Here is a 17,393-nt window from a genome sequence, read left to right as displayed (position 1 = left end):
AGGAGTGGTCGGGCGCGTGGGTGCGGGCCAGGAGCGTGGCCCTCGACCGCGTCGGCGGTGTCGGCCAGGGGGCGGAGGAAGGTGGATCGTTCCGGTGAATGCCGCGTTCGGTGCGGCGCTGCGCGTCCATATTCGCGGTGCGGCGTGGACACCGTGGTTCCCGCTGGCCGCAGGCGTGGTGCGGCGAGTACGGGCGCCCGCCGCCGGGGCCATGCCGACATGTTGATCGAGTAGGGAGTGCGTGGTGTGGTGAGTCGGGTGCCGGAGGGACCGAAGAGGGTCGTCCTGCGGAAGCGTCCGCAGGCAGCAGCGCGGCTGTACTGCTTCCCGCCCGCCGGCGCCGGAGCCGACTTCTTCCGGCGGTGGGCGGCGTACGCGCCCCAGTGGCTGGAGGTGTGCTCGGTGAGCATGCCGGGGCGTGGAGCACGGGCACGCGAGGCGTCGGTGACCGACCCCGTGGCCCTGGCGGCACAACTGTCCGACGTAGTCGACGATCCGTCGGACCGGCGGCCGTTTGCCCTGTTCGGGCACAGTGTGGGTTCGCTGACGGCGTTCGAGACGGCCCGTCGTCTCCGTCGGGACGGCGGGCGTCTGCCGGTCTGGGTGGGCCTGTCCGCACTCAGCGGGCCGCAGGACGACGCGTACGCCAGAAGCCTGACGTCGTTGTGGCGCTCGGGCCTCGACGGCCTCGCCATGGTGGTCGGGGACACGGTGTCCCGGCATCTGCTGGAGGACGCGCGGCTGCTGGCCGCGATGGGCACGCCCCTGTTCTCGGACGGCCTGCTGTTGCTGCAGCACCGCCTTCTGCCCGAACCTCCCCTCGACATCCCGCTGGCCCTCTACGGCGGAGCGCACGACCCGACGGTCGACGTGGAGCACCTGCGCAGGTGGAACGAGCTGTTCACCACACCCGCGGAACCACGCCTCTACGACGGCGGGCACAGATACCCGTGCGCGTGGGCCGAGGACCTGGTGGGCCAGGTGGCTGCCGACGTGGCCGCGGCCTGTGACCTCGTCCCGATCACGTGAGGGCCGGACGCCCGTCCCACGGGTCGGCTGTCCGCACGCGGTGGAGGGCTGTGAATCCGGCGCCACTCGGCCCCGTCACCTGTCTGCCCGCCACCGTGGCCGCCCCGGCCGCTGCCCGCCCCGGCCCGTCCGCCCGCATCACCGCCCCCCATCGTCCCCCGTCTCTCCGCTGGAGGTCCTTCCGCCATGTCGAACACACTGGACATGATCGCCACCACCCTTACCGAGACCTTTCCCATCGACGCGTCGCAGATCTCACCCGACACCTCCTTCCAGGACCTGGGGATGGACTCGCTGGCCCTGGTCGAGATGGCGCTGGTGGTGCAGGAGAAGACCGGTGTCTCGCTCCTGGAGGGTGAAATCCCCGAGACCATCGGCGAACTGGCGGACCGCCTGGACGCCGCCGGGACCGACGTCACCACAGCGGACACCGGCGCATGACCCGCGCCGCAGCCGTGACCGGACTGGGCGTCCTCAGCCCGGCCGGCATCGGCCTCGAACCCACGTGGCGGACCCTCCTCGCGGGCCGGCCCACCGCGGCCCGCGATCCGGAACTCGCCGGCCTGCCCGTCGACATCTCCTGCCGCGTCCCGGACTTCGACGCGCGGCAGCTGGTGGGCGGGGTGGCGTGGCGGTTGGACCGGTTCACCGTCCTGGGCATCTCGGCGGCCCGGCAGGCCCTGCTCGACGCGGGCCTCGACCCCGCGCAGTGGGACTCCGCCCGGGTCGGGGTCGTGATGGGGACCGGCTCCAACAGCATGCTCCGCTACCTGCCGGAGGTGGAAAAAATCAACAAGGGCGCCACGTTGGAGGTCTCCCCACTGGCCCTGCCGCGCAGCGTGCCCAACATGTCCGCCGCCGAGATCTCCCTCGACGTCGGCGCGAGGGGACCGAGCCTCACGGTCGCCACGGCCTGCGCCTCCGGCTCCACCGCCCTCGGCGTCGCTCTGGACCTGCTGCGCGCCGGAACCTGCGACATCGTCCTGGCAGGTGGTGCCGAATCCGTCCGCGGTGCCGTCCCAGCGGCCTGCTTCCACCGAATGGGCGCCCTCTCGCAACGCCTCGACGACCCGGCCGGTGCCTGCCGTCCCTTCGACTCCGCACGTGACGGGTTCGTCCTCTCCGAAGGCTCCGCCGTCCTCGTGCTCGAACGCCCCGAGCACGCCCGCGCCCGGGGAGCGCGTCCGCGCGCGTTGCTGGCCGGCCACGCCGCCGGCTGCGACTCCCACCACTACGTCGCTCCCGCCCCGGACGGCCGTGGTGCCGCGGGCGTGCTGTCCACCGCTCTCGCCGACGCGGGGCTGGAACCCGGCGACATCGGCCACGTCAACGCCCACGGGACCGGCACCCGGCTCAACGACGTCGCCGAGGCCCGTGCGCTGCGCACCGTCTTCGGCACGCCCCCGCCCGTGACCTCGCTGAAGGGGGCCATCGGCCACGCCATGGGCGCGGCCGGCGCGATCGAGGCCGCCGTCACCGTGATGACGCTCCAGCACGGCAGCATCCCTCCGACGGTCAATCACGAGGAGCCGGACCTCGACATCGACCTGGACGTGGTGGCCAAGACCGCCCGGCCCGCGCGGGTCGAAGCCGCGATCAGCGCCTCCTACGGCTTCGGAGGGCAGAACGCGGCCCTCGTCCTCACCCGCTGCTAGCCACGGCGTCTCCGTCCGGCTCGGGGCCCGGTGTACCGGTTCAGCCGGGCGGGTGCGCAGCAGGCGGTACGCGGGCGGTTTCCGCTGGGGGACACACTGACAGGAAGGATGGCGCGGTGACGGACGCCGACGCAGCGGACCGGGCCGGTGAGCACCAGCCGGGAAGCCTGGCCCTGGACCGGGCCATGCTGGAGTGGGCGCGGCAACGGCCCGGGGACGGCTACACCTTCGGCCTTGCGCTGCGTCTGAAGGACACGATTCCCCAGGACACGCTGGCCGCACATCTCGCGAGCCGGATCACCGACGCACCCTGGCTGACGCACCACCTGACGGGCCCCTGCCGCCGCGAGACCTACCAGGCGCTGCCCGGCTGGTCGCCCGCGGCACACCTGCGCACGCTCGACGTGGCACACCCCGGCGCCGCGGCGGCCGCGCTGCTCGCGCCCGAGCTGCCCGACGACCGGCCACGCTGGGCGCTGCTGACCTGCCCCGCCCCGCGGGACGGCGGCCAGCTGCTCGCCTATGTCGTCCATCACGCCGTGCAGGACGGGATCGCAGCCACCCGCACGGTCGAGCGTCTGTTCCGCACGGGGCAGGGAGTGCCCGACGGGGCTCACCCGCCTTTCCCCTACCTCACGGCTTTCCCTCACCTCACGGCTTTCCCTCGCCTCACGGCCGGCACGGCACTCCACGTCCAGGCGCACGGCACACGCGCCTTGGTCACCGCCTCCGCGCCCCTGCCACTCCTGCGCGGCGTCGCCCGGGCTTGCCGGAGCACGGTGCACGAGGTGTACCTGGCCGGCCTGGCGGGCGCCCTGCGGCAGTGGCTGCCGAAGGCCGACCGGCGGCAGGACGTCCCGGTCCGGGTGCCCTTCAGCATCCGCCGGCCCGACGACGCCGCCGGAGTCGGCAATCACGTCGCCAACGCCCGGATCCTCCTCCCGGTCACCGAACCCGACTGCAAGCGCCGGCTGGCCGAGGTCACCGCGCGCATGCGGCCGATCCGGTCACCGGAGTACCGGGCCCGCAAGCGCCACGCCCTGGACAGTGTTCCGCCCTCTCTCATCCTGGACCGCATGTCCCGGCCCATCCCGCCCAGCGACTCCCTGCTGTGCGCCACCTCCCTGCGCGTACGCAGCGATCTGGCGGTGGCCGGCCGCACGGTCACCGCTGCCGCCGCGCTCCCGCCCCTCGGGCACGGCCACCTGCTGACCGCCATGCTGTGCACCTACGGCGCCGAGGCAACGGTGTCCTTCACCACCGACGCCACCCCGCACACCCTCCCGGACCTGCGCGACTTGTGGGAACGATCCATCGACGAACTCGCCACCGCCGTCTGAGGCCGGCCTTGGGATCTCACCCCCTGAGACGCCCGAAACCCAGCAGCCCCCGGCCCCATCCGTCAAGGGCCCCCACCCCACTTCGTGCCATGTCGACTGGAACTCTGCGCCCGCGCCGCCGCAACCGCCGCCCAGACCTCCCCAGTTGGCCTTGGTGGCGATCCGGAACGTCGGCATCACGATCGTGCCCCGAGCAGTAAGGGCAGTCGGAATCCCGCCACCTCGCGCTCGACGGGGCCCGAGATCGACATCGGCGGTTCCGGGGCGCCCCGGGCGTGTTATTCGGTCAAAGATTCTACTTGTGTCTACGGCACCAAGGGTTGGGAACGCGTATCTCCGTACGGCACAGCACAAGGGGCTACCGCTTCCCCACATGTTTCCGTAATCGCCGGAATCCCTGTTTCTTCCACCCGTATGGGGAGACGTCATCCGTGCTGCCAAAAACAAGGAGTAACGCCATGTCCTTAGCGGACGGCCGGCCCGAGGAAGTGCCAGCCATCGAACTGCTCGACTGCACGCTGCGCGACGGTTCGTACGCTGTCGACTTCCAGCTCGACGAGGAGTTCGTGACGCAGCTGCTCACCCGCCTCGACACCATTCCGGTGGCCAAGGTGGAGGTGGGCCACGGAATCGGCCTCGAGGCCGAGCGCAGCGGCATCAAAGCGTGCAACATCGGTCACTACCGCTGGGCCGAGATCGCCCGCTCCGCCCTCACCCGCAAGCCCTGGGGCATGTTCGCCCAGCCGGAGTTCACCCGCCTGGACACCATCGCGGAGATGAGCGACCGGGGGATGTCCTTCGTCCGGGTCGGCATGGAGCCCGAGCGGGTCCCCGAGCACCTCGACTACCTGCGGCGCGCCACCGAACTGTGCGGCCAGGTGTACCTCAACCTCATGAAGTCCAGCGCGACCCCGGTCCGCGAGCTGGTCGACCTGCTCGACGGGGTGAGCCCCGACATCGCGGGCGTGTACGTCGTCGACTCCTATGGGGCGATGCTCCCCGCCGACGTCCAGACGTACGTGAGCGCGGTACGTGAATACGTCCCGGTCGTCGGCTTCCACGGGCACGACAACCTCGGCATGGCCAACATCAACAGCATCACCGCCCTGCAAGCGGGGGCCACCATCGTCGACGCCACCCTCGACGGGATCGGCCGCGGCTCCGGCAACGCCGCCATCGAGTCGCTCGCCGGTGTCATCAAGATCCTCGAAACCGACCTCTTCGACTACCAGGAACTCGCCCGGCTCGCCGAGTACTGCCGGGAGAACATGCGGCCCATCGCGGAGGACCGCACCATGCAGGTCCTCGGCGCGGTGATCGGCATCCACTCGGGGTACTTCCCGCTGGTGGAGAAGCTCGCCGAGGAGCACGACACCGATCCGGCGCAGCTCATGGAGACGGCCGTGCAGATCGCCGACCACAGTCCGCGCAAGGACGACTTCCGCGCCGCCGCGAGCCGGATCAGCGCCTGAAGCTGGTGTTCCGTCCGGGTCCCGCCGAAGCGGGCGCCCGCCTCCGGCACCACCGTCCGTGGCCCCGCCTCCGGCACCACCGTCCGTGGCCCCGCCACCGGCTACCGGCTACCGGCCACCGGCCACCGGATGTTGTTCCGCCCGGATCCCGCCGAAGCCGGAGACTCCGGCACACCGTCCGCGGCCCCCTCATCGGCCGACCGCCCGCCGCCCGTGCCCTCGTCACCGGCCACCGGCCCCCTCACGCCCGCCCGCCCCGGGCGGAGACACGCCCCCGCCCGGGGCACCCCGGACCGGCCGGAAAGACCAACCGACCGGCGGACCTCAGCCCACCCACCCACGGAGATCACCATGAGAATCTGCAGGACCGGCACGCCCGCCACCGGATACGGCATCGCCGTCCACCACCACGACCAGTGGTTCGACCTGCCGGACGTGCCCGGGTACGCCGGCACGAGCCGGATCAGCGACCTCCTCGGTGAGGCCGCGTCACGGGAACTGGCCGGTGCCCTGGAGCGGCACGCACCCACCCTCACCCCCGTCCGGACCGACCCGGACCTCGCGCCCACGGTCGTGGATCCGGGGGCCGACATCTGGGGCGCCGGGCTCAACTACCGGCGCCATTCGCAGGACCTGGAGTCCGAACAGCCCCGCTCAGGGCCCGGCTCCTATCTGCGCCCCGCCAACTGCCTCATCGGCAACGGCGACCACATCGAGCTGCCCTCGCAGTCCGAGCGGGTCACCGCGGAGGCCGAGCTGGGCCTGGTCATCAAGACCACCTGCAAGAACGTCGAGCGTGCCGACTGGCGTTCCGTTGTGGGGGGCGTCACCGCCGTCCTCGACATGACGGCCGAGGACGTGATCCGCGAGAACCCCCGCCACATCCCGTGGGCCAAGGGGTTCGACACCTTTTGCAGCGTCGGCCCGGTCCTGGTCACCCTGGACGAGTTCAGTGACGAGGACCTCACCTCCCTGCGCATCGCCACCGTCCGCAACAGGGAGACGATCGCGGCGGCCACCCCCGCCGACATGAAGTTCGGCATCGACCGCCTCGTGGAGTACTTCAGCGCCGGACGCACCCTCGAAGCCGGCACCGTCATCTGCACCGGCACTCCCGGAGCGGCGGTCATCCACGCCGGTGACACGGTGGAGGCGGTCGTCCAGGACGTCGGCACGCTGACCCACCCCGTCCGCCAGCAAGCGGCGGGCCGCCACGAGAAGCGGCACCCCGCATCCCACAGCGAAGGAGGGTGACGTGCGAACAGAGACAGAAGAGGAGTCCGTGCTCGACGGCCTGGACCACGCCGTCCGGGACGTCCCGGACAACGAGGCACTGCGCACCGCGCGGTCCGCCATGACCTACCGGGAATTCGGTGATCGTACCGACGCATTCGCCGAGCGACTGCGGGAGTTGACTCCTCCCGGCGCGTGGGTGGCCCTGCTCGGCACCCGAGGCGCGGCGGCGGTCGTCGCCATGATCGGTGCCCTGAAGGCGCGGCGCCCGTTCGTCGTCGTCGACCAGCGGGACAGCGACACGACCAACACCGCCAAGACCGGCCTGCTGGGCGTCCAGCTGCTGGCCCGCGGCACGAGCGACGACGGCGATGTGGAACTCACCGAGCTGCCCGACGCCTGGCGCGCCCCCGACGGCCCCGCGCCCTCGGCCCACCCGCGCCCCGCCGCAGGACCACTGCCCTTCGCCGACGGCGAGATCGGCTACGCGATCCACACCTCGGGGTCCACCGGCACCCCCAAGTGCGTCCTCGTCCGGGCCGCCCCGCTCGCCCCCGTCGTCCGCGATCACGTCACCCGCCTGTCCGTCGGGCCCGGCAGCCGCACCCTGCAATTCGCGCGGCTCACCTTCGACGGCTGCCTCACCGAGATCCTGTGGACGCTCACCGCCGGAGGCTGCCTCGTCGTCGTGGACGAGGACCGTCTCGCGCCGGGCCCCGTCCTGCAAGACACCCTCGAACGGTTCGGCATCACCCACCTCAAGACGACACCGTTCGCCCTGACGGTCACCGAACCCACCGACGGGATGCGCCTGGAACACGTCGTCAACGGAGGCGGCCCGTGCCGCCCGGCCACGGTCCGTACCTGGTCGAAGGCGGCGAGCTTCCACAACGCCTACGGCCTCACCGAGACCACGGTGTGCAACCTGCTCAGCGACGCCCTCGACCCGGACGACTGCCGCGACGCGGTCCCCCTGGGCGAGCCGGTGGGCGCGTGCGCGTACGTCCTGCGCGACGTGGAGACCGGCGCCACCGGAGCCGGCGTCCGCCGCGGCGAACTCGTCGTCACCGGCGCCTCCGTGGCGGCCGGATACCTCACCGAGCACGGCCTCGACCCCCTCCAGGGCCCCGAGGACACGGGCGGCTACGCCACCGGCGACGTCGTGGAACTGCGCGACGGGCGGCTCTACTACGTGGAACGCCTGGACCGCCAGGTGAAGGTACGCGGCTACCGGCTCGACCCCGGCGAGATCGAGACCGCGGTCTGCCGGCACCAGGACGTACGGGAGGCGGTCGTCGTGGCCGAGGCCCACGCCGACGACACCCACGCCGACGACACCCGCACCGACGACACCCACGGCAACGACACCCTGGCGACCACCGACACCCTGGTCTGCTACTACCAGGGCACGGCCCACCCGCGCGCCCTCCGCCACCACCTGGACGGCGTCCTGGACCCGTACAAGATCCCCTCCGTCCTCGAACGCGTCGACGTGTTCCCCAGCACCCCGAACGGGAAGATCGACCGGGACGCCCTGCGCACCCGGCGGCACGCGGGCATCCCCGCGGACGCCCCCGACGGGCCGGACCAGCAGGTGCTGCGCCTGGTCCGGAAGCTCACCGGGGTCCAGGACGCACGGCTCGACGACAACTTCTTCGAGCTGGGCGGCGACTCCGCCTCGGCCGTCGTCCTGGTCACCGACATGAAGAAGCTCGGCTGGACCGACGCCGGCGTCCGCGACGTACTGCGCGCGGAGAACCTGCGGACCCTCGCCGACCAGCTGCGGGAGAGGAGCGTGTGACGGATGTGCGGCCTGTGCGGGACCTACGCCCCGGACAAGACCCTGGACCGGGCCGTCGCCGCCGCGATGCACGCCCGGCTCGTCCACCGCGGACCGGACGAGACCTACTCCCTGAACACGCCCACCCTCTCCGCGAAGCTCGGCCGGCTCGGGATGACCGCCCTGAAGGACGGCTGGCAGCCGGCCGAGGACCCCGGCGGCCGGTACACGGCCCTGACCAACGGCGAGATCTACAACGCCGCCGAGCTGCGCGCCCAGCTCGGCGGCAGCACGCCCGACAACCGCGTCGACGTCGCCGTCCTGCCCGAGCTTTTCGCCCGCTACGGGCCCGCGGGCCTGACCCGGATCGACGGGCAGTTCGCCACCGTCATCCACGACCGGGCCGACGACAGCCTCTACCTGGGCCGCGACCGCTTCGGTATCTGCCCCCTCTTCTACGCCGTGCTCGGCAGCCACGTGCACTTCTGCTCCGAGCTGAAGTCGCTGGTGCGCAGCGTGCCACGGGACTGGCGGCTCGACCTCGGCGCCGTCGACCAGTACCTGGCGCTCGGCAACATCGTCGCGCCCAGGACCCTGGTCGAGGACGTGCGCGCCGTACCTCCGGGCTGCGTGGTCCGCTTCGGCGACGGGCCCCCCGAGACCGTGCGGTACTGGCGGTACGGGGACTTCCAGGACACGGACCGCCCCGTCACCGGGGAGGAGATCCGCGAGGCCGTGGGGCGGTCGGTCACCGACCGGCTGCGCGCGGACGTCGAGATCGGCGCCTATCTCAGCGGCGGCTTCGACTCCAGCACGCTCGTCCTCGAAGCGGCCCGGGCCCGGGAGAAGCCCACCCGGACCTTCTCCGTGCTCTTCGACGACGTCACCCTCGACGAAGGGCGGTTCCAGCGCGAGATCGCCGACGCCGTGGGCAGCGAGCACCACCAGATCCGCTGTGCCCCGGCCCACGTCGCCGCCGAGTTCGAGGACATGGTGCGCCACTGCTGCTATCCCCAGCGCGAGACGTACAACGTGGCGGCCCTGATGCTCGCCCGCCAGGTCCGGCTCACCGGCCTCAAGGGCGTGATCTCCGGCGAAGGCGCCGACGAGCTGTTCTTCGGCTACGACTCCTACGCCTTCGACGGCGCCCGGCGCACACCGCCCGAGCCACACCCCGAGAACGAACAGGCCTGGGGCAGGGCCGACTTCACCTGGGAGACCGACCGCACCAGAACGGCACGCCGACGGGACCTGTGCCTCGCCCCGCGGGCACTCGACGCCCTGCCCGGCAAGGAGTACTGGCGCGACCGGCTGATCCCCTTCGACGACGGGGAGACCGCCGCCCTGTCCCCGATGCGGCTGCGGTCGATCGCCGACGTGTACGTGCAGCTCAGCGGGCACCTGCTCGGCGACCACGGCGACATGATGCTCATGGCGAACTCCGTGGAAGGCCGCTACCCCTTCCTGGGCAACCCCGTCGTCTCCCTGGCGCTCGGCATCCCCGACGAGCGGAAGATGGCCGACTTCGAGGGCAAGGCCTGCCTGAAGGAGGCCTACGCCGGCATCGTGCCCGAACGGATCCTGCACCGCGCCAAACAGGGCTTCACGGCGTACGGACTCGCCGACACCGCCGTCGAGGCGACCCTGGCGCGCTGGCGGGACCTCGTCGCCGCCAGTGGCGTCTTCCGCCCCGACGCACTGGACATGCTCGGCGCCGACGCCACACCCGACAAGTGGGACGTCCGGCTGAGCCTCATCAGCATCAGCGCGATCATCGACGAGTTGGGACTGCGCTCATGACGGACACCTGGCACGAGCTGCTCCACGGCCCGCGGTGGTCCTCACCGGCCACCGTGTGGGTCGAGGACGGCACCGAGTACAGCTGGGCGGACGTCGACCGGCTCGCCGCGGCGGTGGAGGCCGCCGTACGCGCCCACGGCCCGGCCCGTGTGGTCGTCGTCCGCTCCCCACACAAACTCGGCTGCTTCGCCGGGCAGTTGGGCGCCTGGCGGGCCGGATCCGTGGCCGTCGCCGACGACCACACCCTCGGCGAGGCGGAGTTCGACCGCATACGGCCGGACCTCACCCTCACCGTGACGCCCGGCCCGCACCCGGCGGTCGAACCCGCCGAAGGCGCGGCACGCCGCCCGCGCCCGGAGCCGCTCCCCGAGGAGGCCGTGGCGGTCAACTACACCTCCGGCAGCACCGGAAGCCGCAAGGCCGTCGCCGTCAGCCGCGGCAACCTGCTGGCGCTCTTCGCCTGCCGGGACCTGGACACACCCGGGCCCGGCCCGCTCACCGCGGGCAGCTTCGCCACCCCCACCTACGACGGCTGGTGGTTCGACACCTGGCACACCGTGGCGGCGGGCGGCAGAGTGGTGTGCCTGCCCCACGTCAACGACGACGTCTTCGCCTGGCCCGGCCTCGCCCGGACGTACGGCATCGGCCGCCTGCTGCTGCCCGCCGCGGTCCTGGCCACGGTCGTCGAGGTGCTTCCCGAGGCCGTCGCGGACATCCCCTGGCTGTTCAGCGGCGGCGAGCAGTTCCGCGCGTCGACGTACCGGCAGGCCCGGCAGACGGGCCTGCGCGCCACCTTCGTCAACCTCTACGGGCCCACCGAGGCCACCTTCGCCACCCACCACCACCGGCTGCCCGATGACCTCACCGCCCCGGCCATACCCATCGGCCGGCCGCTGGAGGGGTGCCGGCAGTTCCTGCGCCCGGCGGACGAGGGCCCGCCCGACGTCCGCGAGCTGGTCGTCGACGGCCCGTTCGTCTGCCTGGGCTACCTCGACGACGGCGCCCTCACGCACCGCTTCCTCGACGAGGCGGGCCGGCCCTCGTACCGCACCGGAGACCTGGTGCGCGCCGACGACCACGGTGACCTCGTCTTCACCGGACGCCTTGACGGCGAGGTCAAGGTGAACGGCATGCGGGTCGACACCGCCGCCCTGGAGCAGCGGGTCACCGCCCTGCCCCGGGTGCGGGACTGCCGCGTCGTCCAGCACGAACGGCACACCGTGGCCTTCGTGCGGACCGACCCTGCCACCGTCGGGGACCCCGCCACCCGCACCCGGGTGGAGACCGTCGTCCAGGGCTTCTCGTCCGCGATCGGGATCAGCCTGGTGGACCGCTACCCGGTCCGGGCGGGCGGCAAGGTCGACGTCCCCACCCTCATGGACCACTACCGGACGACAGACAAGGCCGAGGAGACATGACCGAGATCTCGCCAGCTGCCATCACCGACTGCGTGCGTATGGTACTCAACCGCGACCTCGCCAACGACACGGACATCTTCACCGCCGGGGTCGACTCCCTGGCCGTGCTGCGGTGCCGCGCCCTGCTGAAGGAACGGACCGGGATCAAGGTCCCCGGGCACGTCTTCTTCGAAGGCCGCACCCCGACACGCATAGCCGACCTGATCGGAGGCCCCCATGCTGGTCGTTGAGGACAGCCCGCTGTACTCGCCGGAGTTCTTCGCCGACGACGACCCGTGGACCTACCTGGCAGGGCTGCGCGCCGAGAACCCCGTCTCCGTGCACCGCCGCGCCGACGGCTACCAGTTCTACGCGCTGACCCGGTACGCCGACGTCTACGCGGCCTACGTCGACCACCAGCGGCTCAGCTCCTCGTACGGGACGATGGTCGACGGCTCCTACCTGCCGCAGAAGGACTCGGCCTCCGGCCGCATGCTCATCGTCAGCGACCAGCCCGCGCACACCGCCATCCGCAAGCCGGTCAAGACGAGCGGGTTCAGCCGCGAGATGCTCGCCAGGGTCGGCCGCACGGTGCGCCGCAACCTTCGCGACTCCCTCGGCAAGCTGTCGGTGGGCGACCGGCTCGACTTCAGCAGCGTCGTGGCACCGGAGCTGCCCAAGGGCGTCCTGGAGGTGCTCTTCGGCATCGGCCCCGGCGACGCCCACCAACTCCTGGAAGCCACCCGCACGATGATCGGCTACCGCGACGAGGTGTACGCGGGCAGCTCCCCGCTGGACGCGCTCGTCGACGCCCAGCTGGACGTCCTGGAGTTCATCGACGAGCTGATCGGGCACCGGCTCGGCTCCGGGGAGGCCGACGACATGATCGGCTTCCTGGCCCGGTGCGTGGCCGAGGGCACGATGCCCCGTGACGTCGCCGTGCTCAACGGCCTGAACGTCGCCGTCGGCGGGAACGAAACCACCCCGCACACCGCCAGCCTGACCGTGCACACCATCGACGGGGAGCGCGAGCAGTGGCGCAAGGTGGCCGACGGCGATGTCGGCTGCGACGTGGCCACCCAGGAGTTTTTGCGCTGGACCTCGACCAACAGCTACGTACAGCGCCTGGCGGTGGAGGACTTCCAGGTCGGCGAGGACGTCATCCCCTCCGGCAGCTTCGTCACCCTGTGGAACATGGCCGCCAACCGCGACCCCGCCGTCTTCGAACGCCCTGACGAATTCCTGATCGACCGCGAGGACAACAAGCAACTCGCCTTCGGAGCCGGTGTCCACCGCTGCGTCGGCGCCCCCGCGGCCACCTTGGAGATCCAGACCTTCGTCGAGGAACTGGCCGCCTGGGACAAGGCGTTCGCGGTGACCGCCCCGCCCCGCCGACTGCGCTCGAACTTCATGCTCGGCCTCACCGAGCTGCACGTCGAGGTCGTCGACGCCAAGGAATTCGGCACATGAGCGAGGCCACCGCCGGTCAGGACCTGTGCGTCTGCTTCCCGGCCGCCGGGGGCGGCGGCACCACCCTCACCCTGGTGAGGGATGCCGCCGCCCGCCACGGCCTGACCGCCCTGGCCCTGCCGAACGCCGACTCCGTGACCGACCTCGACTCGGGCCGCTGGCAGGAACGCACCCTCGCGGAGATCCAGCGGGCCGCGGACCGCTGCGACGCCCGCCGGATCGTCCTCGCCGGACACTCCATGGGCGGACTGTCCGCCGTCCGCCTGCACCCGGCCCTCGACATGAGGGGTGCCCGGCCGACCGGGGTACTTGTCATCAGCACCCCCTGCCCCGACTCCTCAGGACGCATACCGACGATGTCTCAGCTCTCCGACCCCGAGATCGCCCAGCTACTCGCCCACGACGGCTTCCCCCAGGAGTTACTCGACGACAAGGACATGCTCGCGGAGATCGCCCACGGCCTGCGCGCCGACGCCACGGTGGCCGACCGCCTCGCCGAACGGCTCGGCCCCGCGGACCACCTCACCGACCTGCACGTGCTCTGCGGACGCGACGACCGGTTCATCCCGCCCGACCGCTGCGCCGCCTGGGCCCACCGGGTCACGGGCACCTTCCACCTGACGGTCGTCCCCGGCGGCCACAGCCTGGACGCGACCCGGGCCGACGCCACCGGCCGCGCCATCGCCGCGGCCCTGCCCGGGGAGGCGACGGCGTGAGCGGACTCCAGAAGTCACTGGGCGGCACCGTCGGCACCTTCCTCGCCCTGTCCACCATCCTCGGCAGCGGCATGATGATCCTGCCCGGCACGAGCTACCAGGAACTGGGCCGCTCCGCCTGGCTGCCCTGGGCCGTCGCCGCCGTGTCGGTCATCCCGCTGCTGTACTGCTACGCCTGGCTGGGCCGCCGCCATCCCTCGGCCTCCGGAGTCGCCCACTACTCCGAAGTCGCCTTCGGCCGCCCCGTCGGACGCTCTTCCGGCCTCCTCGCCACCCTCGCGCTGGTCGCCGGCATCCCGGCCACCGCCATCACCGGCGGCCGCTACGTCGCCCAGTTCTCCGACGTGCCGAGCCTGGCCTGGATCTTCCCCCTCGCCGTCCTCGCCGTCGCCACCCTCATCGGGTGCCTCGGCGCGAACGTCTCGGGAAAGGTCCAGGTCGCCCTGGTGCTCGGCCTGTTCGTCCTGGTCACCTGTACCGCGCTGCTCGCCCTCGGCAAGCACGGCGTCCACGCGCCGAGCACCGCGATGCCGCCCCTCGGCGAACTGGGCGGCGTCCTCACCGCCGTCTACGTCGCCTTCACCGGCTGGGAGACCGTGGCGTTCACCTTCGAGGAACACAAGCGCCCCGACGCCATCCCGCGCATCTTCGCCGCCTCCTACCTCATCGTGGTGGCCCTGTACGGGCTGGTCCTCCTCGGCCTGTTCAGCGCGGTCTCCCCCGGCGACGAGGCCCTGGACGACGCCCCGCTGCTGCGCCTCGCGGAACGCTCCCTCGGCGAACTCGGCCGGCCGGTGACGCTGGCCCTGGTCACCGCTGCCATCGTCGCGAACGTCTGCGCCTCCGTGCTCGCCCTGTCCCGCCTCGTGTTCGGCATGGCACGCAGCGGCTACCTGCCCCACCCGCTGGCCCGCGTACGCCACCGGGACAGCAACCCGGTGACGTCCGTGCTGGTGGTCGGCGCCGTCCTGACCGTGATCGCGCTGCTCGGCGCGACCGGCGTCATGTCGTTCGAGCTGCTCTTCGTCCTGTCCGGCGGCATCTACTTCGTCCTGTACGGCCTGGGCGCCGCCTCCTACGCGAAGCTGGCGGGCCCCGGCGGCACCCCCAAGGTGGTCACCGCGCTGTGCGCCGTCACGGTGGTCGCCGTGACCGTGCTCGCGGGGCCGCCCATGTGGGCGTGCTGGGCGCTGTTCGCCGCCGTCTGGCTGGTGACCGCGGCACTCGCCCGCCGCCCGCCGGCGAAGCAACCCGAGTACGAGGGGGCGGACCGGTGAGCGCCACACCGAAGACAGGTGACGACGGGCACGGGCCCACCCAGCACCCCGAGTCGTGCACCACCGTGTTCTTCCCGGGCGCCGGCTCCTTCGGGTCCGAGTTCCGTCCGCTCACCCGGGCGCTGGGCGGCACGTCCTGGCCGGTGCGCTATCCGGGTCGGCCCGGCCGGGACTTCGGGACCCCGGCCGCCTCCTTCGACGCGGTGGTGCGGGCCTGCGCCGAGCAGATCACCCGCCGGTCCGCCGTACGCCCGCTGCTGTTCGGGCACAGCTACGGTGCGTACGTCGCCTACGCCACCGCCGCCCACTTGGCCGAAGCCGGTGTCGAGGTCGCCGCCCTGGTGGCGGTGGGCGCCGCGGGGCCCGGCCGACTGCGGGTGCCGGAGCAGGCCACCGCCGGCCCGGCGGAGGCGGCGGCCTACCTCGACCGGACCGACCCCGGGGTCCTGGCCGACGCCCCCTCCGACGAATGGCGCGCCGTCGTCGCCGAGACGACGGCCCAGGACCTGCGCCTGTTACGTCAGTTCACCCCTGCGCGGGCCTCCGGCCTGCACTGCCCGGTCCTGGCGGCACGCGGCACCGAGGACCCGCTGACCACCGACGACACGATCGCCGCGTGGCAGCACGCCACCACCGGCCCCTTCACCCGGCGCACCTTCCCCGGCGGCCACTCCGACCTGCTGCGCTCCCCCGAGTGCGTCTCCTGGCTCCAGCGGATCCAGGAGACGGCGGGCACCTGACGCCGTGGCGTCTATGAGTCCCTCTCAAGGGGCCTCGATCTTCACCTCCACGACGGAGAGCCACTTGCCGTCCTGCTGGATGGTGACGCGCAGACGGCTGCCGTCGCCGGTGGCGGTGCCCGACCACTGGGGCCGCTCGCCGCCGCGGTAGGTAAGGCCGCAGGCCGTCAGCTCCTGTTCGTAGGCCCAGCGTTCCTGCCTGGCCGTGTCCCGGTTCGCGTAGGAGACGACGCGGTGGCTCGCGGAAGCCTGGCCGTCGGCGGCCTCGGAGTAGTACTCGGTGGAGTACTGGATGTGCTCGGGGGTCCCGCGCGGGCCGAAGGAGTCGGGGCACGTGCGGCGGTCCGCGATCCGCGGCAGGGGTGAGTCCCGCGTGTCCTCCTCGCCCACCTCCCCCACCGTCTGCCAGTGCCAGCGGCCGTTGCCGGGGACCTCGTCCGCGGCCAGGATCCGCGGCATGCCCTCGACGACGATCAGAGGGTTCGGGCTCTGCGCCGGACGTGCGTCCCAGTCCCCGCCCGGCAGGCCCGCCCACACCAGCGCCCCGCCGGTGGCGACCACCGCCGCGCCCGCCACCACGCCCGCCGCCCGGCGCCGGGTCCGCCGCCGCCCGCCCAGCGCACGCACCCGTGCCGCGCTCGGCAGCCGTACCACCACGTCGTCGAGGAGTTCCTCCACCTTCACGTCAGCCACGGCTCGCTACCCCCTCGGTGATGGGCGCGGGGCTGCCCGCGCCGGTGTCCTCGCCCTCGCCCAGGCGGGCGCCGAGCACCTTGCGTGCCCGGCTCAGGCGGGTGCGCACCGCCCCGCTCGACGCGCCGGTCTCCCGGGCGACCTGCTCCACCGGCAGGTCGAGGAGATGGTGCAGGACCACCACCTGCCGCTGCCGGAACGGCAGTTCACGCAGCGCCGCCACCAGCGCCACCCGGTCCGCCGACAGCTCCGGCAGGTCCGCCTGCGGGCCGTGCCGGAACTGGGCACGCACCCGGTTCCGCGTCCGCCGCCAGGTGCTGATCGCAAGGCGCGCCGCCACGGTCCGCACCCAGGGCAGCGGATCCTCCCCCTCCCTGGTGAGCCGCCCCCAGCGCTGCCACGCCCGTACGTACGCCTCCTGGACGGCGTCCTCCGCCTCCGCCAGGTCCCCGGTCATCGCGTAGACGGCGGCCACCACGCGCTTGGCCGTTGCGGCGTAGAACGCGTCGAACTCCTCAGCCCCCCGCACGCCGCCCCGTCCCTCTCCACGCTCTCCCATCGCCCCCCGATCCCTCGCCCGGTCATTGTTCCTCTGCCTGGTACACGCCCGGGGAGGCGGCGATGTTACGTCTCTGTTCGAAGTACGGAAGGGAGCCGATGCCTGCGAAGCGGGCCGGCCGGGGCGGTGGTCAGGCGCTCTGACGCGGGCGGGGGGGGGGGGGGGGGGGGGGGGGGGGGGGGGGGGGGGGGGGGGGGGGGTGGGGGGGTGGGGGGGGTGGGGAGGCGGCGGG

At 72.5% G+C, this 17,393-nt stretch carries 16 protein-coding genes; 14 read left to right on the top strand and 2 right to left on the bottom strand.

Annotated elements, in window-relative coordinates:
- The first annotated feature begins 258 nt into the window (after positions 1–258).
- The 14 genes from AC07GB_RS32470 (at position 259) to AC07GB_RS32405 (ending at position 15,909) form a co-directional block, all read left to right on the top strand.
- Positions 259–1,029 carry a thioesterase II family protein gene (locus AC07GB_RS32470; protein WP_478851762.1) on the top strand — a complete coding sequence of 257 codons (771 nt, stop codon included), beginning with the start codon at positions 259–261 and terminating at the stop codon, positions 1,027–1,029.
- A gap of 186 nt (positions 1,030–1,215) precedes the next feature.
- Positions 1,216–1,470 (top strand): acyl carrier protein, encoded by a 255-nt coding sequence (locus AC07GB_RS32465; protein ID WP_478851760.1) that lies wholly within the window; start codon positions 1,216–1,218, stop codon positions 1,468–1,470.
- Positions 1,467–2,684 carry a beta-ketoacyl-[acyl-carrier-protein] synthase family protein gene (locus AC07GB_RS32460; protein WP_478851758.1) on the top strand — a complete coding sequence of 406 codons (1,218 nt, stop codon included), beginning with the start codon at positions 1,467–1,469 and terminating at the stop codon, positions 2,682–2,684. The genes AC07GB_RS32465 and AC07GB_RS32460 overlap by 4 nt, the downstream gene beginning before the upstream one ends.
- A 116-nt stretch (positions 2,685–2,800) precedes the next feature.
- Positions 2,801–4,024 (top strand): WS/DGAT domain-containing protein, encoded by a 1,224-nt coding sequence (locus tag AC07GB_RS32455; RefSeq protein ID WP_478851756.1) that lies wholly within the window; start codon positions 2,801–2,803, stop codon positions 4,022–4,024.
- A 458-nt stretch (positions 4,025–4,482) separates the two neighbouring features.
- Positions 4,483–5,496: a beta/alpha barrel domain-containing protein gene (locus AC07GB_RS32450; protein ID WP_478851754.1), complete on the top strand. Its 1,014-nt coding sequence runs from the start codon at positions 4,483–4,485 to the stop codon at positions 5,494–5,496.
- A gap of 351 nt (positions 5,497–5,847) precedes the next feature.
- Positions 5,848–6,750, top strand: coding sequence for a fumarylacetoacetate hydrolase family protein (locus AC07GB_RS32445; protein WP_478851752.1), 903 nt, complete (start codon positions 5,848–5,850; stop codon positions 6,748–6,750).
- 1 nt (position 6,751) lies between these two features.
- A complete protein-coding gene (locus AC07GB_RS32440; RefSeq protein ID WP_478851750.1) occupies positions 6,752–8,530 on the top strand; it encodes a non-ribosomal peptide synthetase in 1,779 nt (592 codons plus the stop codon).
- A 3-nt stretch (positions 8,531–8,533) separates the two neighbouring features.
- Complete coding sequence (asnB, locus tag AC07GB_RS32435; protein ID WP_478851748.1) at positions 8,534–10,309, top strand: asparagine synthase (glutamine-hydrolyzing); 1,776 nt, start codon at positions 8,534–8,536, stop codon at positions 10,307–10,309.
- The gene (locus tag AC07GB_RS32430; protein WP_478851746.1) at positions 10,306–11,727 is read left to right on the top strand and encodes an AMP-binding protein; all 1,422 of its coding nucleotides are present in this window, start codon (positions 10,306–10,308) and stop codon (positions 11,725–11,727) included. Before asnB ends, AC07GB_RS32430 begins: the two co-directional genes overlap by 4 nt.
- Positions 11,724–11,957, top strand: a complete 234-nt coding sequence (locus AC07GB_RS32425; RefSeq protein WP_478851744.1) for an acyl carrier protein — start codon at positions 11,724–11,726, stop codon at positions 11,955–11,957. Before AC07GB_RS32430 ends, AC07GB_RS32425 begins: the two co-directional genes overlap by 4 nt.
- Positions 11,944–13,176, top strand: coding sequence for a cytochrome P450 (locus AC07GB_RS32420; RefSeq protein WP_478851742.1), 1,233 nt, complete (start codon positions 11,944–11,946; stop codon positions 13,174–13,176). The genes AC07GB_RS32425 and AC07GB_RS32420 overlap by 14 nt, the downstream gene beginning before the upstream one ends.
- On the top strand, positions 13,173–13,892 hold the full coding sequence (locus AC07GB_RS32415; protein WP_478851740.1) for a thioesterase II family protein: 720 nt from the start codon (positions 13,173–13,175) through the stop codon (positions 13,890–13,892). The genes AC07GB_RS32420 and AC07GB_RS32415 overlap by 4 nt, the downstream gene beginning before the upstream one ends.
- On the top strand, positions 13,889–15,169 hold the full coding sequence (locus AC07GB_RS32410; protein WP_478851738.1) for an APC family permease: 1,281 nt from the start codon (positions 13,889–13,891) through the stop codon (positions 15,167–15,169). Before AC07GB_RS32415 ends, AC07GB_RS32410 begins: the two co-directional genes overlap by 4 nt.
- Positions 15,166–15,909, top strand: coding sequence for a thioesterase II family protein (locus AC07GB_RS32405; protein ID WP_478851736.1), 744 nt, complete (start codon positions 15,166–15,168; stop codon positions 15,907–15,909). The genes AC07GB_RS32410 and AC07GB_RS32405 overlap by 4 nt, the downstream gene beginning before the upstream one ends.
- 24 nt (positions 15,910–15,933) lie before the next feature.
- On the opposite strand, the gene AC07GB_RS32400 is transcribed toward AC07GB_RS32405, so the two are convergent.
- Together AC07GB_RS32400 and AC07GB_RS32395 are read right to left on the bottom strand one after the other, a co-directional pair.
- Complete coding sequence (locus AC07GB_RS32400) at positions 15,934–16,602, bottom strand: hypothetical protein (protein ID WP_478851734.1); 669 nt, start codon at positions 16,600–16,602, stop codon at positions 15,934–15,936.
- The gene (locus AC07GB_RS32395) at positions 16,595–17,161 is read right to left on the bottom strand and encodes a SigE family RNA polymerase sigma factor (RefSeq protein ID WP_478851732.1); all 567 of its coding nucleotides are present in this window, start codon (positions 17,159–17,161) and stop codon (positions 16,595–16,597) included. The genes AC07GB_RS32400 and AC07GB_RS32395 overlap by 8 nt, the downstream gene beginning before the upstream one ends.
- Positions 17,162–17,393: the final 232 nt, after the last annotated feature.

This window comes from Streptomyces sp. NPDC045778 (assembly GCF_056431945.1).
The sequence above is the reverse complement of the archived record's forward strand: the minus strand, read 5'-3'. Positions and strand labels throughout refer to the sequence as shown.